Origin of the sequence: Alteromonas antoniana (assembly GCF_019249295.1) — a bacterium.
GTDB lineage: Bacteria > Pseudomonadota > Gammaproteobacteria > Enterobacterales > Alteromonadaceae > Alteromonas > Alteromonas antoniana.
Genome location: NZ_JAESDH010000019.1, coordinates 49,745 through 70,448, shown reverse-complemented (window position 1 = coordinate 70,448; position 20,704 = coordinate 49,745). Strand labels below are relative to the sequence as shown.

At 47.7% G+C, this 20,704-nt stretch carries 23 protein-coding genes; 21 read left to right on the top strand and 2 right to left on the bottom strand.

Annotation, left to right across the window (positions count from 1 at the left end; genetic code table 11):
* Positions 1–59: 59 nt before the first annotated feature.
* Positions 60–1,160, bottom strand: coding sequence for a DNA polymerase III subunit beta (dnaN, locus tag JKP77_RS15735; RefSeq protein WP_218312113.1), 1,101 nt, complete (start codon positions 1,158–1,160; stop codon positions 60–62).
* 24 nt (positions 1,161–1,184) lie between these two features.
* Positions 1,185–2,681, bottom strand: a complete 1,497-nt coding sequence (gene dnaA / locus JKP77_RS15730; RefSeq protein ID WP_218312112.1) for a chromosomal replication initiator protein DnaA — start codon at positions 2,679–2,681, stop codon at positions 1,185–1,187.
* Between the two features lie 627 nt (positions 2,682–3,308).
* Here dnaA and rpmH point away from each other — a divergent pair.
* The 21 genes from rpmH (at position 3,309) to atpG (ending at position 20,693) form a co-directional block, all read left to right on the top strand.
* Complete coding sequence (gene rpmH, locus JKP77_RS15725) at positions 3,309–3,443, top strand: 50S ribosomal protein L34 (protein ID WP_014290886.1); 135 nt, start codon at positions 3,309–3,311, stop codon at positions 3,441–3,443.
* A 15-nt stretch (positions 3,444–3,458) separates the two neighbouring features.
* Positions 3,459–3,821, top strand: a complete 363-nt coding sequence (gene rnpA / locus JKP77_RS15720; protein ID WP_218312111.1) for a ribonuclease P protein component — start codon at positions 3,459–3,461, stop codon at positions 3,819–3,821.
* Positions 3,803–4,051, top strand: coding sequence for a membrane protein insertion efficiency factor YidD (yidD, locus tag JKP77_RS15715; RefSeq protein WP_246601237.1), 249 nt, complete (start codon positions 3,803–3,805; stop codon positions 4,049–4,051). The genes rnpA and yidD overlap by 19 nt, the downstream gene beginning before the upstream one ends.
* Before the next feature lie 10 nt (positions 4,052–4,061).
* Entirely contained in the window at positions 4,062–5,747 is a 1,686-nt protein-coding gene (gene yidC, locus JKP77_RS15710; protein WP_218312109.1) for a membrane protein insertase YidC, read from the top strand.
* A 57-nt stretch (positions 5,748–5,804) separates the two neighbouring features.
* Positions 5,805–6,287, top strand: coding sequence for a YajQ family cyclic di-GMP-binding protein (locus tag JKP77_RS15705; RefSeq protein WP_218312108.1), 483 nt, complete (start codon positions 5,805–5,807; stop codon positions 6,285–6,287).
* 18 nt (positions 6,288–6,305) lie between these two features.
* Positions 6,306–7,694, top strand: coding sequence for a tRNA uridine-5-carboxymethylaminomethyl(34) synthesis GTPase MnmE (gene mnmE / locus JKP77_RS15700; protein ID WP_218312107.1), 1,389 nt, complete (start codon positions 6,306–6,308; stop codon positions 7,692–7,694).
* A 3-nt stretch (positions 7,695–7,697) separates the two neighbouring features.
* Positions 7,698–8,129, top strand: a complete 432-nt coding sequence (gene mioC, locus JKP77_RS15695; protein ID WP_218312106.1) for an FMN-binding protein MioC — start codon at positions 7,698–7,700, stop codon at positions 8,127–8,129.
* A 5-nt stretch (positions 8,130–8,134) separates the two neighbouring features.
* On the top strand, positions 8,135–8,797 hold the full coding sequence (locus JKP77_RS15690) for a DnaT-like ssDNA-binding domain-containing protein (RefSeq protein WP_218312105.1): 663 nt from the start codon (positions 8,135–8,137) through the stop codon (positions 8,795–8,797).
* 6 nt (positions 8,798–8,803) lie between these two features.
* Positions 8,804–9,625, top strand: a complete 822-nt coding sequence (locus JKP77_RS15685) for an ATP-binding protein (RefSeq protein ID WP_218312104.1) — start codon at positions 8,804–8,806, stop codon at positions 9,623–9,625.
* 96 nt (positions 9,626–9,721) lie between these two features.
* Positions 9,722–10,510, top strand: a complete 789-nt coding sequence (locus JKP77_RS15680) for a DUF4097 family beta strand repeat-containing protein (RefSeq protein ID WP_218312103.1) — start codon at positions 9,722–9,724, stop codon at positions 10,508–10,510.
* Positions 10,511–11,024: 514 nt separating this feature from the next.
* Positions 11,025–12,926 (top strand): tRNA uridine-5-carboxymethylaminomethyl(34) synthesis enzyme MnmG, encoded by a 1,902-nt coding sequence (gene mnmG, locus JKP77_RS15675; protein ID WP_218312102.1) that lies wholly within the window; start codon positions 11,025–11,027, stop codon positions 12,924–12,926.
* 2 nt (positions 12,927–12,928) lie between these two features.
* Entirely contained in the window at positions 12,929–13,573 is a 645-nt protein-coding gene (rsmG, locus tag JKP77_RS15670) for a 16S rRNA (guanine(527)-N(7))-methyltransferase RsmG (RefSeq protein ID WP_420840072.1), read from the top strand.
* Between the two features lie 11 nt (positions 13,574–13,584).
* Positions 13,585–14,379, top strand: coding sequence for a ParA family protein (locus JKP77_RS15665; RefSeq protein WP_218312101.1), 795 nt, complete (start codon positions 13,585–13,587; stop codon positions 14,377–14,379).
* 44 nt (positions 14,380–14,423) lie between these two features.
* Positions 14,424–15,296: a ParB/RepB/Spo0J family partition protein gene (locus tag JKP77_RS15660; protein WP_218312100.1), complete on the top strand. Its 873-nt coding sequence runs from the start codon at positions 14,424–14,426 to the stop codon at positions 15,294–15,296.
* 206 nt (positions 15,297–15,502) lie between these two features.
* Positions 15,503–15,895, top strand: coding sequence for an ATP synthase subunit I (locus JKP77_RS15655; RefSeq protein ID WP_218312099.1), 393 nt, complete (start codon positions 15,503–15,505; stop codon positions 15,893–15,895).
* 102 nt (positions 15,896–15,997) lie between these two features.
* Entirely contained in the window at positions 15,998–16,831 is an 834-nt protein-coding gene (atpB, locus tag JKP77_RS15650) for a F0F1 ATP synthase subunit A (protein WP_218312098.1), read from the top strand.
* Between the two features lie 102 nt (positions 16,832–16,933).
* Complete coding sequence (gene atpE / locus JKP77_RS15645) at positions 16,934–17,164, top strand: F0F1 ATP synthase subunit C (RefSeq protein ID WP_218312097.1); 231 nt, start codon at positions 16,934–16,936, stop codon at positions 17,162–17,164.
* 37 nt (positions 17,165–17,201) lie between these two features.
* On the top strand, positions 17,202–17,672 hold the full coding sequence (gene atpF / locus JKP77_RS15640) for a F0F1 ATP synthase subunit B (RefSeq protein WP_218312096.1): 471 nt from the start codon (positions 17,202–17,204) through the stop codon (positions 17,670–17,672).
* A 14-nt stretch (positions 17,673–17,686) separates the two neighbouring features.
* Positions 17,687–18,220, top strand: a complete 534-nt coding sequence (atpH, locus tag JKP77_RS15635; protein ID WP_218312095.1) for a F0F1 ATP synthase subunit delta — start codon at positions 17,687–17,689, stop codon at positions 18,218–18,220.
* Between the two features lie 13 nt (positions 18,221–18,233).
* Positions 18,234–19,775, top strand: a complete 1,542-nt coding sequence (gene atpA, locus JKP77_RS15630) for a F0F1 ATP synthase subunit alpha (RefSeq protein WP_218312094.1) — start codon at positions 18,234–18,236, stop codon at positions 19,773–19,775.
* 57 nt (positions 19,776–19,832) lie between these two features.
* Positions 19,833–20,693 (top strand): F0F1 ATP synthase subunit gamma, encoded by an 861-nt coding sequence (atpG, locus tag JKP77_RS15625; RefSeq protein ID WP_218312093.1) that lies wholly within the window; start codon positions 19,833–19,835, stop codon positions 20,691–20,693.
* Positions 20,694–20,704 lie beyond the last annotated feature (11 nt).

The following is a 20,704-nucleotide window of genomic DNA, read 5'->3' as shown; positions in this document are numbered from 1 at the left end:
AGCTGGAGAAGGCATTAACGAAAATCAAGCAATCTCCAGCCTGATATGAGAAGTGGTAATTACAGACGCATCGGCATAATGACGTATAATGCCGCGTCATCTTCAGCATCCTGAATCAGTGCACTGGCGTTAGAATCTGAAAGACTAATTTGTACCTTCTCTGAAACCAGCGCATTGAGCACATCAATAAGATAGGCCACGTTGAAACCTATCTCGAGATCATCACCCTGATAGTCTACATCAACAATTTCTTCTGCTTCTTCCTGCTCAGGGTTGTTAGCTGTGATCTTTAACTCACCTGATGACAAGTTTAAACGCACGCCTCTGAACTTCTCATTGGAGAGAATCGCAGCCCTGGAAAACGCTTCTTTTAACACGGCTTTACTGGCCAGTACGGTCTTATCACCATCTTTTGGCAACACACGACGGTAGTCGGGGAAACGGCCGTCAACCAGCTTACTGGTAAAGATAAAATCGCTGGAAAAGAGTCGCAGATGGTTCGCGCCAATCTGTATCTTAAGAAGCTTGTCGTCTTCACCGATAAGGCGGGAGATTTCAAGCACACCTTTACGCGGAATAATGACCTGCCGTGCTGGCAGTGTATTGTTATATTCTAAGCGACAAAGTGCGAGTCGGTGCCCGTCTGTTGCCACTGTTCGAATGATATTATCTTCGGTTTCCAGTGACATCCCGTTAAGGTAATAACGAACATCCTGCTGCGCCATGGAAAAGTGGGTACTATCAATGAGACGCTTCAAATCACTGCAAGAAATCTCAAACTCTACTTCGCCTTCCCAGTCTTCCAGATTCGGATAATCATTGGCAGAAAGCGTAGACAATGTGTATCGACCACGACCCGCACGGATCAGCGCCTTATTACCATCAAGAGAGAAAGAGATGTCTGTGCCGTCTGAAATACCACGAATAATATCAAACAGCTTTTTTGCTGGTACGGTAATTTCACCTTCCGAAAACTCACCTTCCAGTTTGATGCTGGAAATAAGCTCTACCTCAAGATCTGTACCTGTCAACCAGAGTGCGTCTTCACTAACTTTGATTAACACGTTTGATAGTATTGGCAACGTATGACGGCGCTCTACGGCCCCGGAAACCAGTTGCAGTGGCTGTAAAAACTTTTCGCGGCTAATAGTAAATTTCATTGATTTTTAGTCTCGCCTCGGTCGTTAAGAAGACAATGTCCGTATGAGGTTCTTATAGTCTTCTTTTATATCATGACTTTCTTCTCTAAGCTGCTCTATTTTTCTGCACGCATGCAGCACCGTCGTATGGTCGCGGCCACCGAACGCGTTGCCTAACTCAGGTAAACTATGGTTAGTTAACTCTTTGGCTAACGCCATCGCTACCTGACGTGGTCTGGCAACACTTCTGCTTCGACGCTTAGACAGTATGTCAGAGACCTTAATTTTATAATAGTCAGCCACGGTTTTCTGAATGTTATCCACCGTTACGAGCTTTTCCTGCAGGGCCAGCAGATCGCGTAGCGCTTCACGAACAAAATCAATGGTTATTGGGCGTCCTGTAAAATTAGCGTTGGCTATCACGCGGTTAAGCGCCCCTTCCAGCTCTCGCACATTAGAACGCAGACGCTTCGCAACGAAAAATGCCACTTCGTTAGGTAAGTGAATGCGGTTCTCTGCGGCTTTTCGCATTAAAATCGCAACGCGAGTCTCAAGCTCAGGTGGCTCGATTGCAATCGTTAAGCCCCAGCCAAAACGTGACTTCAGTCGGTCCTCTACCCCGTCAATCTCTTTTGGATAACGATCGGACGTCAGAATGATTTGCTGATTACCTTCAAGCAGTGCATTGAAAGTGTGGAAGAACTCTTCCTGAGAACGCTCTTTATTGGCAAAGAACTGAATGTCATCAATGAGCAATGCATCGACGGAACGATAAAAACGCTTAAAGTCTTCAATGGCATTATTCTGCAGCGCTTTTACCATGTCCTGCACAAAACGCTCAGAGTGCATATAAACAATTTTGGCATCGGGTCGATTGGCAATAATGCCATTACCTACTGCGTGCAATAAGTGCGTCTTACCCAGGCCGGTGCCCCCATAGATAAAGAGCGGGTTGTAAGAACCACCCGGATTATTAGCTACCTGCGTTGCCGCTGCTCTGGCTAACTGATTTGATTTACCCTCAACAAAATTCTCAAACTGATACGTGGGATTGATATTGCTTTTATGCTTCATCCCTTCAGGAATAGGAACAACCTTCGGAGAAGAATGACCAGATAATGTACCTGACACCTTTTCATTAAACCGAGACGACCCGCTGTTGCGACTATTATCACTGGCAACAGAATTAGCGTCTGATTTTGCCGCACCGGGTGGTGCCTGAAAAGCAGTAACCGGTGGCGTTTCGCTACGAGTCTGTGTTACCGGAGGCGACGCACTGCGATTCGGCGTGGAGGCCTGAGGTTGTCTGCTCATAACTTCCAGACGTAACTCGGGTGCATCTGCGCCGGCGAACTCGGTGAACAATTGCGTAATCTTGTCGCGGTATTTATCGCGTACCCAATCCAGAATGAAACGGTTTGGCGCATACAAGGTGATCACGCTGTCTTCTTCCTGAGACGTCAGTGGTCTTATCCACATGCTGAATTGTTGTGTCGGCAATTCCTGACGCAATCGCTCCAGACTTAAATTCCAAAGTGACATGGTGTAACTTCGCTCCGAATGACGCTGGAAGGGCCAAAATTGCGGGATTCAGAGACAGAAAAACGCGCCACCTGATGCGTAATCAGGTACGTATGCAATATTGGGTAACAGCGAGAATTTTGTTTTCGTTATTTGTCGCTGTGGATTATCGTATGTTATCAACAGAATGTAAATCTTGATCTTTCGCGATCTTTCGGATCTGATTGCTAATTTATTGTTTTATATGGAATATACATTTCAATTCTACGGATCGCGATCACCATAACCAAGACTACTGTATTGATGATCAGCAGCCGAGATCGAGCAAATTTTATGCCCAACCATGCGCATACCCTTGCCTTTTTGTGGATAACATAAAACAGAAATCATAGTTATTCACAGATATCAAGCCAGGATTGACGCTTTTTCGCCATAGACGTTGAAAAAATGCCGGCCAATGTCCAAAAAATCTGCAAAATACTGGCCTGAAACTGTGAATAGTCATTGACAGCAGCCCTTGGGATCTCTAGAATTCAGCGTCCTTTTTGGATGGCAGGTACTCCGCCGGTTTTTTCAAGCATGTAAGTGTGCGATTAAACTACTTAATGTTTACCGCCTACGTTTAACTCAATAAGTGAGACTTTGGTCATGAAAAGAACATTTCAACCGAGCAACTTAAAGCGCAAGCGTTCTCACGGTTTCCGTGCTCGTATGGCGACTAAAAATGGTCGTAAAGTACTGGCAGCTCGCCGTGCAAAAGGTCGCGCTCGCCTTTCAGCTTAATTGTACGATCCCAAAGTGGGCGAAAATCAGTTTTCCAGGGAGTTACGTCTGTTAACTCCCTCCCACTTTACTTACGTCTTTGATGACGCAATTCCTGCAGTATCACCTTCTTTTACTATTCTGGCACGACACAATAGTCTCGATAATCCCAGATTAGGCATAACACTTTCCAAAAAACGTATTCGAAAAGCTCACGATAGAAATCGCATAAAGCGCTTAATACGTGAAAGTTTCCGCCACAGAAGACAGGCCCTGCCCTGCGTTGATATCATCGTCGTCGGTAAATCCGGTGCAGATCGCATGAGCAATGGGGAAATTTACGCACAACTGGAAAAGTTATGGCGAAAATTAAGCAAGCGTTGCAACGCCTCCTCATAGTCCTGCCATTACTGCTGATAAAATGCTATCAGTGGTTTATCTCTCCCATGCTTGGACAGCGGTGTCGATTCCATCCGTCGTGCTCTTTTTATGCAATAGATGCATTAAAAACGCACGGATTACTATTTGGCGGTTGGTTATCCATTAAGCGCATATTAAAATGCCACCCTTTGCATGCCGGAGGATACGATCCGGTACCGGAAAAACAACAAGATAAACACTCAAAATAAAGAGACCTCTATGGAATCGCAACGTAGTTTTCTGATAATTGGCCTTGCCCTGGTGAGCTTTTTGCTCTGGCAACAGTGGCAAAAGGATTATGGCCCGCAACCTGTGCAACAGGCTCAGACCGAACAGGCATCGCAATCGCAAGGTGTACCGTCGTTTGAAGATGGTCAGAGTCAGTCTGAAACAGGCGAAATTCCGCAAAGCAGCGCGGATGTTCCGGTATCTGATACACCACAACAACCTGTCGCACAGACAAACACCAATGCCAGCCGCATTATCGAAGTGAAAACTGACACGCTGGATTTGCGCATTGATCTGCTGGGCGGTGACGTTGTAACTGCCGACCTGTTGCAATACCCAGTGACGCAAAACTCTGAAGAGCCTTACAGTTTACTGCGAGCAGGTACCAACCTTTATGTTGCGCAAAGCGGCCTGATTGGCGCTAACGGTCCGGATGCCAATCGTTCCGGTCGTCCTGTTTATAAAGCAGAAAAAGCTTATTACGAAATGACTGGTGACACCTTGTCTGTGCCTATCACATGGCGTAATGATAAGGGACTGACGGTGACAAAAACCTTTACGTTCGCCAGAGATAAGCATGATGTAAACGTTTCTTATACCGTCAATAACGGCACTTCAGAGTCAGCAACGGTGCAGCAGTACGCGCAACTCAAACAAACGTTAGCGTATGAAGATGACGGCAATATGTTCATGCCTACCTACCGTGGTGCGGCATACTCAAACGTTGATGATCCGTATGAAAAGTACACCTTCGACGATATTGAAGACGATAACCTGCGTGAAACTACCCAGGGGGGCTGGGTAGGTATGCTGGAGCACTACTTTGTTTCGGCATGGGTACCACCGCAGGATCAGACCAATTCTCTGTATAGCCGCACCTTACAAAACCAGTATGCGGTTATCGGTTATATGGGCGAACCAGTACAGGTTAATGCAGGTGAGACGGCTACTGTTTCCAGCATCTTGTATTTAGGTCCGAAAAATCAGGAAGAGTTGGCTAAGCTCGCGCGTGGCCTTGATCTCACAGTCGATTACGGCATTTTGTGGTGGATCTCACAGCCCCTGTTTAAGCTGCTTAAATTCCTGCACAGCCTGGTAGGCAACTGGGGTGTAGCCATTATCCTTATCACTATTATCGTGAAAGGTGCGATGTACTGGCTAACCAAAAAGCAGTATGAATCCATGGCCCGCCTGCGTAACCTGGCGCCGAAAATGCAACAGCTGAAAGACCGTTATGGTGATGACAGACAGAAAATGTCTCAGGCCATGATGGAAATGTACCGCAAAGAGAAAGTTAACCCGATGGGTGGCTGTCTGCCTCTGCTGCTACAAATGCCGATATTCCTGGCGCTGTACTGGGTATTAATGGAAAGTGTGGAATTGCGCCATGCCGACTTTGCACTGTGGATCACTGACCTGTCAGTAAAAGACCCCTACTTCGTGCTGCCAATTCTGACCGGTGCCAGTATGTACCTGCTGCAAAAACTGCAGCCCACGACCATCACTGACCCTATGCAGCAGAAAATTATGCAGTTTATGCCGGTAATGATGAGTATCTTCTTCCTGTGGTTCCCTGCAGGTCTGGTACTATACTGGTTAGTCAGTAATATAATTACCCTGATCCAGGCGAAGATGATTTACGCTTCCATGGAGAAACGGGGCATAAAGACCAGCTAAATTGAAACAAACAACAGCCCGCCCACGCGGGCTGTTTAGTCTTAAGAGGATAACGACGTGCCATCATTTGATATTGTGTCTGAAATCAATATGGAAGAAGTCCGTAACGCTACGGAAAACGCCAGTCGCGAACTAACTACGCGCTTTGACTTCCGTAACGTTGAAGCCAGCTTTGAATTTAAAGAAAAAACCGTGCTGATGACCGCAGAAGCTGAGTTTCAGCTCCAGCAGATGGATTCTATGTTCCGGGGAGCCTGCGCAAAACGTGGCGTAGATACCTCCTCTCTGGATGTAAAACCGATGGATCAGCATGGCAAAATCTGCCGTCAGACCATTGCGTTTAAAGAAGGCATTGAGCAGCCGGTTGCTAAGAAAATAGTAAAACTCATTAAAGACGCGAAAATGAAAGTGCAAACCTCAATACAGGGCGAAGAGCTGCGTGTGACAGGTAAAAAGCGTGACGACTTGCAAAGCGTTATGCAGCTGGTAAAAGAGGCCAACCTTGGCCAGCCTTTCCAGTTTAAGAACTTCCGCGACTAACCGGGCCAGCCAAGCACCATGTCCGAATTACTTAGCGCCAGCGAAACTATCACGGCTCAGGCTACTGCACCCGGCCGTGGTGGTGTCGGCATAGTCAGGGTCTCCGGCCCTGCGGCAACCGATATTGCGTCTGCACTGGTTCGTAAGACACTGCCTCCCCGACAGGCGGTTTACACGCCTTTTTATGATGCCGACGGCAATGTCATCGACCAGGGCATAGCACTTTATTTTGCCGGTCCGAACTCCTTTACCGGCGAAAATGTGCTGGAACTGCAAGGTCATGGCGGACAAATCGTCATGGACATGATGCTGGATGCCGTGCTTGCGACCGGCAAAGCCCGACTTGCCCGCCCCGGCGAGTTCAGCGAACAGGCATTTTTAAATGACAAGCTGGACTTAGCGCAGGCAGAAGCTATCGCCGATTTAATTGATGCCAGTTCTAAACAAGCAGCGCGCAGTGCACTTCGCTCGTTGCAAGGCGCGTTTTCTGATCAAATCCATGGTCTTTCTGACCAAATCATTCATTTGCGCATGTACGTCGAGGCGGCAATTGATTTTCCGGATGAAGAAATTGATTTTCTTTCAGACGGCAAGGTAGCAGGCGATCTCCAGAGCATCGTCGACTCACTGGCGGATATTGCCAATCAGGCAAAACAGGGAACATTGCTGCGCGAAGGTATGCAGGTGGTGATTGCCGGGCGACCCAATGCAGGCAAATCGTCGCTGCTAAATGCACTGGCAGGTCGTGACAGCGCTATTGTTACCGAGATTGCCGGTACCACGCGCGATGTTCTCAAAGAGCATATCCATATCAATGGTATGCCAGTACATATTATCGATACCGCAGGATTACGGGAAAGCCCTGACAAAGTTGAACAAATCGGTATTGAGCGCGCGTGGAAAGCCATAGAAGAAGCTGACCGGGTACTGTTCGTAGTAGACAGCACGCAGACAGAGGTTATCGATCCTTACGATATCTGGCCGGAGTTTATGCAACGGCTTCCTGAAGGAATACCAACAACAGTTGTGCGTAACAAAGCCGACTTGTCACAAAATCACATTGCAGAACAAAAAATTAATACCGCGCATGGCGAAGTCACGGTGATCAGTTTATCGGCCCGTTCAGGCGAGGGTGTCAACTTGTTGCGCGATCATTTAGCTGCCACCATGGGTCTGGATACAACAACTGAAGGACAGTTCATCGCCCGCAGACGGCATCTGGATGCCCTTCACACGGCCACCCAACACGTACACACGGGTCAACAGCAGCTGCACGACAGTATGGCAGGTGAACTGCTTGCTGAAGAGTTACGACTCGCCCATCAGGCCTTGAGCGAAATTACCGGAGAATTTACCTCCGATGATCTTCTTGGCAAAATTTTCTCTTCTTTTTGTATTGGTAAGTAAGTCATGTCAAAGCATTTCACTATCTTAGTGGGCTCAGTATTAGGCGCGTCGGAATATGTTGCTGATGCACTGTCAGACACATTAAAAGAAAAAGGCTTTCAGGCCGACATCCAGCTGGAGCCGGATTTTGATTCCATCGACACGGACAGCACCTGGATAGTCTGCACATCTACGCACGGCGCCGGCGACTTACCAGACAATATTCAGCCTTTTGCCGAACAGCTTAAAGATAAAGATTTATCAGCAGTAAACGCCTACGTTATCGGTTTGGGCGACAGTAGCTACGACACCTTCTGTTTTGGCGCTATGACCATGGAAACCCTGCTGAAAGACGGCAATGCCACGTTACTGGCCGCGCCTTTCCATATCGATGTACTAAACCATCCTATTCCGGAAGATGAAGCCGTTGCCTGGCTGGAAAAAACGGTAAGCTAACAGCGATGCTATTTACTGAAGCAGAACATCAGGCACTGAATCAGGCATTATCTAATGATGCCAGAGTTCTGTATTGCCTGGGACTGCGGCCAACCGCAAATATCAGCACAGCGACCAGCGCACCACTGCAATATAAAAGCCTGTTGGCGTTACTCAATGGCGACCAGCCAGACGGTCAGTATACGCGTGGTCGCCAGGTCAACAGTGTACTTCGCCAGTTAGAACAGCACGGGCTGATAGCACTTCCTGAAGCGTATACGCTGGAACAGTCGCTAAATGGCGTGGCGCTTATCCTGCCGTTGATTGCGGCAAAACAGGACGCCTACCTGCATTTACATCACCAACACCAGCCGATGCAGGTTAGCTGGCGACCGGATGAAACGCTGTTTAAAGACATGGCTAACCTGCTTGGGCTGATAGACCAGGACTACTCAGAAGAGGATATCGGTGAATTCGTTGCTTACTGGCTCGGCCGCCCAGCAACAGTATTCAGCCATTTTCAGTGGACCCAGAAATTTGCTTATGGCATGAAACGTAAACGTCTGGCCAGCGGACAAACACAAGTTCGCAAAGTCGGTTCACAAAACGTGAAGGTTGCGCCGGGCATTGAAGCAGATGATAATGCCCGCAAACTGGTAGAAAAATACGCTGCTAAGAAGAAGTCGTAACCCTGTATGGATTCCATAAAAGATAAAATTGCTAATCTCGCCCGCTCAATGGGTAGAAATGTCGATACTGACAATCAGTATGTCGACTACAACGTATTGCGTAAGCATTACGAAGAGCAGGCAAATCAGGAGATCCAACAGTTACAACAACGAGCGAAGAAAGAACGCGTACAAGCCATTCACGGTCGTTCTGATCTTAATCCCAAGTGGACCTTCGCCAATCTGATTGAAGACAGCGACGATGTCATAGAGGCTGTCTCAATCGCGCAATCCTTTATAGCGGCTCACGACGATCCGTCCTGGCGGGAAAGCGGCTCTCACATGATGTTGTTTTACGGTGATTATGGACGCGGAAAATCCCATATTGCCGGCGCTATCGCACACCAGTTGATTGATCAGTATGAAATTTCTGTGCTGTACCGCCAGTTGTCTACACTGCAGGAAATGCGCTATTTTTCTTTCGACTTCAATGCACAGGACAACATTGGCCAGAAGTTTCGCGAAGCCAATCAGGAATTGCTCGATGTCGATCTGCTGATCCTTGATGAAGTGTGTGTTAACGAATCTGTGTTAAAGAAGAACACCCAGAGCTGGTTAGGTAACCTGCTTCGTCAGCGACTCGTAAACAAGAAAAACTGCATCATCATTACCAACCATAATCTGAACGAGCTGGAGCACGCTCTGGGCCGTTACTGTTTCGAATCTATCAAAGAGTACGATACCTATAAAGTACGCTTCTCAGGCCCCAGTCGTCGTCAGGAATTAGGTCAGGATGAACCTGAAACAACGGCATCGTCCAGTCGCTATCAACCTAATCAGGTTCGCTAAGAAAAACTTTTTCTTACACATTTAAACTTTCCCAATTCGCATTGCGACATATCCTCAGTAACAGATGCCACAACTGATTTGACTAAGGATATGCACATGCTTAACCCAACTTTATTCTCGCGCATTGCCATCGCTACCCTGTTTACCGCTCTTACAACGGCCTCACTGGCGAACGCAAAGGAAATAGAACGCAGCTTTACAGTAACGGAAGGTGAAAGCCTGACAGTAAAAACTGACGCCGGCAGTATCGAAATTAAGACCCACAATAACGACAGCATAGAGGTATTTGCCGAAGTCGAGGGCAGCCAGGAAGACAATTTTGACATCAGCTTTGATGTGAATGATGACGGCCTGGAAATTGTTGGAAGGAATGACAATAGCCACGGCTGGAACTGGAATTCACTGAAGGTGAAATACCAAATTACTGTACCCAAACGCTTTAACCTGGATCTGGATACATCAGGTGGCAGTATTGAAATAGACGATATCACAGGGGAAATTAAAGTCAGGACCTCAGGAGGCTCAATCAGTGTGGGTGATGTGAACGGCGATATCAGCCTGCATACCTCAGGCGGATCTATCCGTACAGAGGATGTAATGGGCGAAATCGATGCGCATACCTCCGGAGGCAGTATCAACGTGACGTTCGCAAAACAACCGTTAAAAGATGCCAGTTTAACGACTTCAGGAGGCTCCATTACCGCGCGTCTGCCTGCAAATGTGGCCATTGATATCGACGCATCAACCAGCGGCGGTCGTGTAAAAACAGAATTTGACGTTTCAGGTAAGGTAAAAAAGCAGCGGATCCGGGGAAAAATAAATGGCGGTGGCCCTGAAATTGAATTGCATACCTCAGGTGGCAGTGTTCGTGTGGAAAAGATCTAATCCACAGTAAGATCGCGATCAAGCCCATGCTAAGTGGGCTTTTTTTGATCACAACCAGGATCTACTCAACACTTTATCCCCAGCCAGATCACACTTTGATCACTCCTGTGGATAGGATCCTCTGATCCACTGTGTATAAGCTCTGATCTCAAACGGGACTGTTTTTCACTGAATTGCTGTTGTGGATAAATACACTGGTTATACACAGGATCACAAGGGGGATAACGATCCCATGTCCCCATAGTTATCATTCTTGTAAACTACTGTTAATTATCAACTTAAGTGCCTTATCAACAGATCTTCGCGATCCTAATAAATATAAAAATAAAGAGATCTCTAAGAGATCTTAAGATCACTAGCCACGATCCTTTTTTCAAACAAAGATCTCACTGAAGAAAATTTAACCATTTTCATTCACCAAGACTTCAGCTAAAATACGCGCCCTTTTTCAGACCACACTCTGGTTTTCCAAATCTGAAAAAGTCCGGTTTCATCAGGTTTAACGAGGTATTCCATGTTTTATCAACAAGCGTTTGACGTCATTGTCGTCGGTGGCGGACATGCAGGCACCGAAGCCGCACTAGCTTCTGCTCGCATGGGTGTGAATACGTTACTGTTAACCCATAATATTGAGACGATCGGGCAGATGTCCTGTAATCCTGCGATCGGCGGGATCGGAAAAGGACATTTAGTGAAAGAAATCGATGCCCTAGGTGGTGCTATGGCACTGGCGATCGACCAGGGTGGGATCCAGTTCAGAACCTTGAATTCCAGCAAGGGCCCGGCTGTGCGCGCAACCCGCGCCCAGGCTGACAGAACCTTATATCGCAACGCCATAAGAAGTATTGTTGAAAACCAGCCAAATCTTACGCTTTTTCAACAAAGCGTTGACGACCTGATCGTTGAAAATGATCGCGTGACTGGCGTTGTCACGCAGATGGGTCTCAAATTTAAAGCCAAAGCAGTGGTGCTTACGGTGGGTACGTTTCTAGGGGGAACCATTCATATTGGCCTTGAAAACTACCGTGGCGGACGTGCAGGCGATCCTCCTTCGATAGCGCTGGCTGACAGACTGCGTGCACTACCGTTCCGAGTTGACCGCCTAAAAACCGGCACGCCAGCGAGACTCGATGCACGCTCACTGGATTTCAGCGTGATGCAGGAGCAGGCCGGCGATGATCCGGTACCGGTATTCTCATTCATGGGTGATCGCGCTATGCATCCCCGGCAGATCCCTTGCTACATCACGCACACTAACGCGCAAACTCACGATATTATTCGCGGTGGCCTGGACAGATCACCGATGTTTACCGGCGTGATAGAAGGCGTTGGCCCGCGTTACTGTCCTAGCATTGAAGACAAAATTACGCGCTTTGCTGACAAAGACTCTCATCAGATTTTTGTCGAGCCGGAAGGGCTTAACAGCATTGAGGTGTATCCGAATGGGATCTCAACCAGTCTGCCATTTGATGTGCAGATGGCGCTGGTGCGTTCAATCAAAGGGTTTGAGAATGCCCATATCGTTCGACCTGGATATGCCATTGAATATGATTTCTTTGATCCTCGGGATCTGCGTCAAACGCTGGAAACCAAATTTATCAACGGCTTGTTCTTCGCCGGTCAGATAAATGGCACAACAGGCTACGAAGAAGCCGGTGCGCAAGGCCTGGTGGCAGGTGCCAATGCGGCACTGCAAGTTCAGGAAAAAGATCCCATGATCCTGCGTCGTGATCAGGCTTACATGGGCGTATTGATTGATGATCTCGCCACTATGGGTACCAAAGAACCCTATCGCATGTTTACCAGCCGCGCGGAATATCGTCTGTTACTGCGTGAAGACAATGCCGACAGCCGCCTGACCGAAATGGGTCGTGAACTTGGGCTGGTGGACGAAGCACGCTGGCAGAAATATAACGATAAGATGGAAGTGGTAGAAAAAGAGCTGGCGCGATTGCGAGGCCAGTGGATCCATCCGGATCACAGTGCGGTGGAATCCCTCAATCCGCTACTGAAAAACCCGGTAAGCCGTGAGCATTCGCTGGAAGAACTTATCCGTCGCCCTGAGATGACTTACGCAAAACTCACTTCTATCGAAAGCCTGGGGCCTAAGGTTGAAGATCCTATTGCCGCAGAGCAGGTGGAAATTCAGATCAAATACGCGGGTTACATTGCCAGACAGCTTGATGAGATAGCGAAAGCGCAACGTCATGAAAATACATTGCTGCCAGCAGACTTCGATTACAGTAAGATATCCGGCCTTTCGAATGAAGTGATTGCCAAGCTGACTGACGCACGTCCCGAAACGATTGGGAAAGCGTCCCGCATTTCCGGGATCACGCCTGCAGCCATTTCGCTGTTGCTGGTGTACCTCAAGAAACATGGCATGTTAAGAAAACAGGATTTAAAAACCGCGTGACCATAGCCAAACTGAATGAAGACGCATTGCGTCGTATCCTGGACGACGGCATTGCCAGTCTTGGTCTTGATGACATCACAGAGAAGCAGCGCGAGCTTCTGGTGCACTACGTCGCTCTCATTCACAAATGGAACAAAGCCTATAATCTGACATCCGTGCGCGACCCTGAACAAATGATGGTCAAACACATTTTAGATTCGCTGGCGGTAAAACCGTTTATTCAGGACAGCAACGTCATTGATGTTGGTACCGGGCCTGGCTTGCCGGGAATTCCGCTGGCAATTGTTCTTCCTGACGTGCAGTTTACGTTATTGGACAGTCTGGGTAAGCGTGTTCGCTTCATGAAACAGGCTTTATTTGAAATGAACGTCAAAAATGCCTCACCCATTCAGGCTCGTGTAGAGGCCCACAACCCGCTGCACTCCTACGATGCAGTAGTAAGCCGGGCGTTTGCGTCATTAAAAGATATGTTGCACTGGTGTGAGCATCTGGTAGATTCTCAGGGTAAGTTTCTGGCGCTCAAAGGACAGTTTCCGCAGTCTGAAATAGACGAAGTGAGTGATCACTTTCATATCGATAAAGTGGATAATCTGTCTGTGCCGGGACTCGAAGGCGAAAGACATCTGGTAACGATCATTAAAGCGTAACGGGACGAACAGTGGCTAAGGTTATCGCAATAGCGAATCAGAAAGGGGGAGTGGGTAAAACCACCACAGCAGTCAATGTGGCGGCCTCGATGGCAGCAACAAAACGCAAAGTGCTGTTAATCGATCTGGATCCGCAGGGCAACGCCACGATGGGAAGCGGTGTCGATAAGTATGATGTCGATGCAACTGCCTATGAGTTACTGATTGAAGATAAACCTATCAACGATGTCATTGTTCACAATACATCAGGAAAATACGATCTAATTGCCGCTAACGGTGATGTCACTGCCGCCGAAATTAAACTGATGGAGCAATTCGCCCGGGAAGTTCGCCTTCGAAACGCATTAAAGCCTGTCATGGATTATTATGATTTTGTCTTTATCGATTGCCCGCCCTCACTAAACCAACTGACGGTTAACGCACTGGCCGCTGCGGATTCGGTATTGGTACCGATGCAGTGTGAATATTACGCACTGGAAGGCTTAACTGCGCTGATGGACACTATTCAGAAACTGGCTTCGGTGGTAAACCCGAATCTGAGGATAGAAGGTGTTCTCAGAACCATGTATGATCCGCGCAACCGTCTCGCCAATGACGTGTCGGAACAATTAAAACGCCATTTTGGTGAGCAGGTGTACCGCACAGTAATTCCGCGAAACGTGCGGTTAGCGGAAGCCCCCAGTTTTGGTGCGCCGGCAATGTATTACGACAAGTCATCAACCGGTGCAAAAGCGTACCTGGCGTTGGCTGGCGAGATTCTTCGCCGTCGCGATAAAGCAGTACAATCCCCGGCGAAAGCCAGTTAAGCAAAACGGTATTGCCAGACTGATATCTGGCACTTGAGGATACTATGTCAGCGAAAAAAAGAGGACTTGGTCGCGGTCTTGACGCGCTTCTGGCTACCAGCCAGTCTTCCGACCGACAACAACAACCCGAATCAAACCCGACACACAGTGAACTTAGTAAGCTTCCCATTGAATACCTCGTTCCTGGCAAATATCAGCCTCGTAAAGATATGTCGCCAGAAGCGCTGGAAGAGCTTGCCTCCTCAATCCGTTCTCAGGGCGTTATTCAGCCTATCGTCGTCAGACAGCTTGAACAGCACCGCTTTGAAATTATTGCCGGTGAACGACGCTGGCGTGCCGCGCAATTAGCGCAACTCGATGAGGTCCCTTGTCTGGTCAAGAACGTTCCGGACGAGGCTGCGGTTGCTATCGCGCTGATTGAAAATATCCAACGTGAAGACCTCAACGCCATGGAAGAAGCACAGGCACTGGACCGATTAATGATTGAGTTCGAACTCACTCATCAGGAAGTCGCCGAAGCGGTGGGTAAGTCACGAACTACCGTAACCAATCTACTTCGCTTAAATAATCTTAATGATGATGTGAAATTACTGGTAGAGCACGGCGACATCGAAATGGGCCATGCACGAGCTTTGCTGGCGTTGGACGGTGATATGCAGTCTGAGGCTGCACAGACAGTGTCTGGAAAGGGACTGACCGTGCGCGATACCGAAAAACTGGTTCGTAAACTACTCGAACCTGCTAAGCCAAAGCCGGAAAAAGAGATAGACCCTGATGTGAAAAATCTGATGACACAACTTTCAGAAAATCTGGGTGCACAGGTTGTGATTGACCATAATGCAAAAGGCAAAGGGAAAATGGTTATCAGCTTTAACGACCTTGATCAGCTCGACGGAATAATCTCTAAAATTCAGTAAGTTAAAAACTTTACAGAAAAGGTTTTATCGGGGGGGTTGCAAAGGTCGCAAAGTCCCCTTTTTCAGGGTAGAATGCGGCGGCAATCCGATATATTGCGTGAAAATTTTCAGAATAACTTTCAGAAAGCGATGTACTGTTGAAAAATGTCGGTAAAACAGTATACTTCTGACGCTTTTTGTTGGGCACGAACAAGCAGGAAAAAGCCGTGAGTCGAGACCTGGTTGGCCGGGGCCGAGAATTAGCCAGAAAAGGTTTTATTTTTCAGTGCGTTATCGCATCTTTGCTGGTTCTTTTTGGGCTTTGTTACACCGGCTACCAATTAGCGATATCGCTGGCCTGCGGCGCGATTATCAGTATTTTGCCCACCAGGTTATTCGCTGGCTTCGCGTTTCGCTACGCCGGAGCCAGACAAAACAATCTGGTTGCAAGAAGTTTCAGCCAGGGAGCGAAAGCCAAACTGGCGTTAACAATTATTTTATTCGTAGTGGCCTTTGCAGGGTTGAGAGCGTCTCCCCTGCCGGTGTTTATCGCCTTCGCCATTACGACTACCAGCTACTGGCTGGTGATGTTCCGAGACGGTACGCAAGAACGAAAATAACAAAGCGGTACCACTTTTCTGCGAATGATTAGTGCTAAGGTCGCAAAGACGGCTGATACGGAACCAGATACGATTTTCACACTTTACAATTTGGGTTAAACAATGGCATCTGAATACACTACCTCAGAATACATCAAGCACCACTTGACCAATGCCACAATGTGCTCAACAGAAAACGGGATCGCGTTTAACAAAGCGTGTTCTGATGCCGGTTTCTGGGCATGGCATGTGGACTCACTGGCCTGGTCTGTTGCACTTGGCTTACTGTTCATTTTAGGATTCCGCGCTGTTGCAAAAAAAGCAACTTCAGGTGTACCGGGCAAACTTCAGGCTTTTATTGAGCTGATCGTAGAGTTTGTCGATGACAACGTAAAAAGCACATATCACGGTAAAAGCGACCTGATTGCACCACTGGCACTGACCATTTTCGTGTGGGTATTGCTGATGAACCTGATGGATTTGGTTCCGGTTGACTGGTTGCCGTCTATTGCTGGTCTGATTGGACAATACGGCTTTGGTATGGACCCCCACGATGTCTATATGAAAGCAGTGCCTACCACTGACCTGAATGTAACCTTCGCGCTGGCCCTGGGTGTATTCGTTCTCATTCTGTATTACTCAATTAAAATGAAAGGCTTTGGTGGCTTCACTAAAGAGCTGACGATGCAGCCTTTCAATCACTGGGCGTTTATTCCGGTAAACTTTATTCTGGAAACCGTAACTCTGCTCGCAAGACCTCTGTCTCTTGCACTGCGTTTGTTCGGTAACCTGTACGCCAGTGAGCTAATCTTCATTCTGATTGCCACAATTGGCTATATGCAGTTACCACTGCACTTCGCATGGGCTGTGTTCCACATTCTGGTTCTCCCTCTGCAAGCGTTCATATTCATGATGCTGACCATCGTGTATCTGAGCCTGGCGAGTGAAGACCACTAAGCAGTATTAAGCGCCTCGTGAGGCATTAATTCACGAGGCTTTTTAAAACGAGTTTTACTTTTACTTTTAACTTTAAACTTAACTATAAATCGGAGATTTACAATGCTTGCAATTGCAGTTGCTATCTTAATTGGTCTGGGTGCCCTAGGTACCGCTATTGGCTTCGGTCTTCTGGGTGGAAAATTCCTGGAATCTGCAGCTCGTCAGCCTGAACTAGCCCCTCAACTACAAGTTAAAATGTTCATCGTAGCGGGTCTTATCGATGCGATCGCGATGATCGGTGTAGGTATCGCCCTGTTCCTTCTGTTCGCTCCACCGGAATATCTACTTTAATCCACCATTTAGCGAACATTAATGAGGAGGAGCGGTCGTGAATATTAACGCCACTCTTATAGGTCAAACAATCGCATTCATCGTTTTTGTGTGGTTCTGCAAAAAGTATGTATGGCCGCCACTAATGGGTGCGATCGAAGAACGTCAGAAGAAGATAGCCGATGGCCTTGCGGCTTCTGATCGTGCTGAGAAAGACCTGGAACTGGCTCAGGCGAAAGCTACTGAGCAGCTCAAAGACGCGAAAGCACAAGCAGCGGAAATTATCGAGCAGGCAAAGAAGCGTGCCAACCAACTGGTTGACGAAGAAACGCAGAAAGGCCATGCCGAACGTGAAAAAATCATCGCATCAGGTTATGCCGAGATTGAAGCTGAACGCAATCGTGCCAAAGAAGATCTACGTAAGCAGGTTGCTGCCCTTGCAGTAGCTGGCGCACAGCAGATCTTACAACGTGAAATCGATGCACAAGCACAAAACGACATTGTTGAAAAACTTGTCGCTGAGCTTTGATAGGGAGATGAGCCATGTCTGAATTGACAACCGTTGCTCGTCCCTATGCGAAAGCTGCTTTCGATTTTGCTGTTGAGCATAAAGCCGTAGCCAAATGGCAGGATATGTTGGCTTTTTCTGCTGAAGTCGCCAGCAACGATGAAATGCACCAGTTACTCACCGGTGCCGTTGCTGCCGAATCACTTGCAGAGATTTTCAACAATATCTGCGGCGAACAACTCGACGAAAATGGCCAGAATCTGATTAAGGTTCTGGCTGAAAATAAACGTTTACCAGTGCTTCCGGAAATTTCCGAGATGTTCGATGCCTTCAAGGCAGAGTACGACAAAGAAGTGGATGTTGAAGTCACGTCAGCGACTGAGCTGACAGCAGCCCAACTAACTGAGCTGAATACAACACTGGAAAAACGTCTGGCACGTAAAGTGAAGCTTATTTGTAACGTGGATCCTGCTCTGGTTGCCGGCTTAATCATTAAGTCTGGCGATACAGTAATTGATGGTTCCGTAAAGTCGAAATTGAACCGTCTCGCAGACGCGTTGCAAGCATAACGGGGATAAGAGCATGCAACTTAATTCCACTGAAATTGCAGAACTGATCAAGAAAAGAATTGAACAGTTTAATGTAACCAGTGAAGCACGCAATGAAGGTACGATCGTCGCAGTAACCGACGGTATCATCCGCATTCACGGCCTGGCCGATGTAATGCAAGGTGAGATGATCGAACTTCCTGGCGGTCGCTTTGCAATCGCACTAAACCTTGAGCGTGACTCAGTTGGTGCAGTTGTTATGGGTCCATACGCCGACCTTAAAGAAGGCGTAAAAGTACAATCATCTGGTCGTATCCTTGAAGTTCCAGTTGGCCGTAACCTGTTGGGTCGTGTTGTAAACACCCTGGGTGAGCCAATTGACGGAAAAGGTTCTATCGATGCGGATGGCTTCGAGCCAGTTGAAAAGATTGCACCGGGTGTAATCGAACGTCAATCGGTCGATCAACCAGTTCAAACGGGTTATAAGTCTGTCGACTCTATGATCCCAATCGGTCGTGGTCAGCGTGAGCTGGTTATCGGTGACCGTCAGACTGGTAAAACCGCGATGGCTGTTGATGCCATTATTAACCAGAAAGGCACTGGCATTAAGTGCGTATACGTAGCAGTTGGTCAGAAAGCATCTACCATCTCTAACGTGGTACGTAAGCTGGAAGAGCACGGCGCAATGGAACACACCATTGTGGTTGCGGCATCTGCTTCAGAATCTGCAGCACTGCAGTATCTGGCACCTTACTCTGGTTGTACCATGGGTGAATACTTCCGTGACCGTGGTGAAGACGCATTAATCGTATACGATGACCTGTCTAAACAGGCTGTTGCATACCGTCAGATCTCACTACTTCTGAAGCGTCCTCCAGGTCGTGAAGCCTACCCAGGTGACGTATTCTATCTTCACTCGCGTCTGCTTGAACGTGCTGCCCGTGTAAACGAGCAATATGTTGAGCGTTTCACCAACGGTGAAGTGAAAGGTAAAACCGGTTCATTGACCGCTCTGCCTATCATTGAAACGCAAGCGGGTGACGTATCTGCATTCGTACCAACCAACGTAATCTCGATTACTGACGGTCAGATCTTCTTAGAAACTGACCTGTTCAATGCTGGTATCCGCCCTGCGGTTAACGCCGGTATCTCAGTATCGCGTGTTGGTGGTTCTGCACAGACGAAAATCATCAAGAAGCTGGGTGGCGGTATCCGTCTTGCTCTAGCTCAGTATCGTGAACTTGCAGCGTTCTCTCAGTTCGCATCTGACCTTGATGAAGCGACTCGTGAGCAGTTGGAACACGGTCAAACTGTTACCGAGCTGATGAAACAGAAACAGTATTCACCACTGTCAATTGCTGACATGGGTGTTTCCCTGTTCGCGGTAGAAAAAGGTTTCCTTAAGGGTGTCGAGCTTAATAAAGTCCTGGACTTTGAAGCGGCTCTGCACTCTTACATGAACAGCGAACACGCTGACCTGATGAAGACTATCAACGAAACAGGTAACTACAACGACGAGATTGCATCGAAGTTGAATGACGCTTTGACTGACTTCAAAGCGACACAAACTTGGTAATCACCGGGTGCTGACCTTTATGGTCAGCACGTACGTTGAGTAATCGGAGAGATAGTCATGGCCAGCGGTAAAGAGATAAAAGGTAAGATTGGGAGTATTAAAAATACTCAAAAGATTACCAGTGCGATGGAAATGGTTGCTGCCTCTAAAATGAAAAAGGCTCAGCAACGTATGGCTACTGGCCGTCCGTACGCACAAAGCATGCTAAAAGTGATTGGTCACATTGCCAACGGTAACCTTGAATATCGCCATCCATATTTGGAAGAGCGTGAAGTCAAGCGTGTTGGTTACATTGTGATTTCCACCGACCGGGGCTTATGTGGTGGCTTAAACACCAACGAATTTAAGCTCGTGACCCAGAAAGTCAGAGACTGGAAGGAAAAAGAAGTTGAGGTGGATTTCGCAGCGTTAGGCTCGAAGGCATGTGCGTTCTTCAATCGTTTCGGTGGCTCGTTATTAGCTGCTGAATCTGGTTTGGGCGACAAGCCATCGGTCAGTGATGTGGTAGGCGTAGTACGCACAATGCTGAAAGCTTATGACGAAGGTAAGTTAGACCGTGTTTATCTGGTCTTTAATAACTTCGTTAACACCATGACACAGACGCCAGTGTGCAATCAATTATTGCCTTTGCCAAAGTCTGATAATGACGACTATAAGCATCGTTGGGACTACATCTACGAGCCGGATCCAAGAGAAATTCTTGAATCACTGATGGTTCGTTATATTGAGTCTCAGGTTTACCAGGGCGTGGTTGAAAACGCCGCATCAGAACAAGCTGCCCGTATGGTCGCAATGAAAGCCGCGACCGACAATGCAGGCAACCTGATTGATGATCTACAACTGGTATATAACAAAGCGCGTCAGGCTGCAATCACACAAGAAATCAGTGAGATTGTTAGCGGTGCCGCAGCGGTGTAAGCAAAGGTTTA

Bases quoted from the DNA above. Each gene is read 5' to 3' on its own strand.
- atpB (WP_218312098.1), top strand. From the start codon at position 15,998: ATGGCATCTGAATACACTACCTCAGAATACATCAAGCACCACTTGACC.
- mnmE (WP_218312107.1), top strand. From the start codon at position 6,306: ATGTCCGAATTACTTAGCGCCAGCGAAACTATCACGGCTCAGGCTACT.
- JKP77_RS15680 (WP_218312103.1), top strand. From the start codon at position 9,722: ATGCTTAACCCAACTTTATTCTCGCGCATTGCCATCGCTACCCTGTTT.
- atpE (WP_218312097.1), top strand. From the start codon at position 16,934: ATGCTTGCAATTGCAGTTGCTATCTTAATTGGTCTGGGTGCCCTAGGT.
- rpmH (WP_014290886.1), top strand. From the start codon at position 3,309: ATGAAAAGAACATTTCAACCGAGCAACTTAAAGCGCAAGCGTTCTCAC.
- mnmG (WP_218312102.1), top strand. From the start codon at position 11,025: ATGTTTTATCAACAAGCGTTTGACGTCATTGTCGTCGGTGGCGGACAT.
- dnaA (WP_218312112.1), bottom strand. From the start codon at position 2,681: ATGTCACTTTGGAATTTAAGTCTGGAGCGATTGCGTCAGGAATTGCCG.
- JKP77_RS15690 (WP_218312105.1), top strand. From the start codon at position 8,135: ATGCTATTTACTGAAGCAGAACATCAGGCACTGAATCAGGCATTATCT.
- dnaN (WP_218312113.1), bottom strand. From the start codon at position 1,160: ATGAAATTTACTATTAGCCGCGAAAAGTTTTTACAGCCACTGCAACTG.
- atpA (WP_218312094.1), top strand. From the start codon at position 18,234: ATGCAACTTAATTCCACTGAAATTGCAGAACTGATCAAGAAAAGAATT.
- mioC (WP_218312106.1), top strand. From the start codon at position 7,698: ATGTCAAAGCATTTCACTATCTTAGTGGGCTCAGTATTAGGCGCGTCG.
- JKP77_RS15685 (WP_218312104.1), top strand. From the start codon at position 8,804: ATGGATTCCATAAAAGATAAAATTGCTAATCTCGCCCGCTCAATGGGT.
- yidC (WP_218312109.1), top strand. From the start codon at position 4,062: ATGGAATCGCAACGTAGTTTTCTGATAATTGGCCTTGCCCTGGTGAGC.
- JKP77_RS15660 (WP_218312100.1), top strand. From the start codon at position 14,424: ATGTCAGCGAAAAAAAGAGGACTTGGTCGCGGTCTTGACGCGCTTCTG.
- atpG (WP_218312093.1), top strand. From the start codon at position 19,833: ATGGCCAGCGGTAAAGAGATAAAAGGTAAGATTGGGAGTATTAAAAAT.
- atpH (WP_218312095.1), top strand. From the start codon at position 17,687: ATGTCTGAATTGACAACCGTTGCTCGTCCCTATGCGAAAGCTGCTTTC.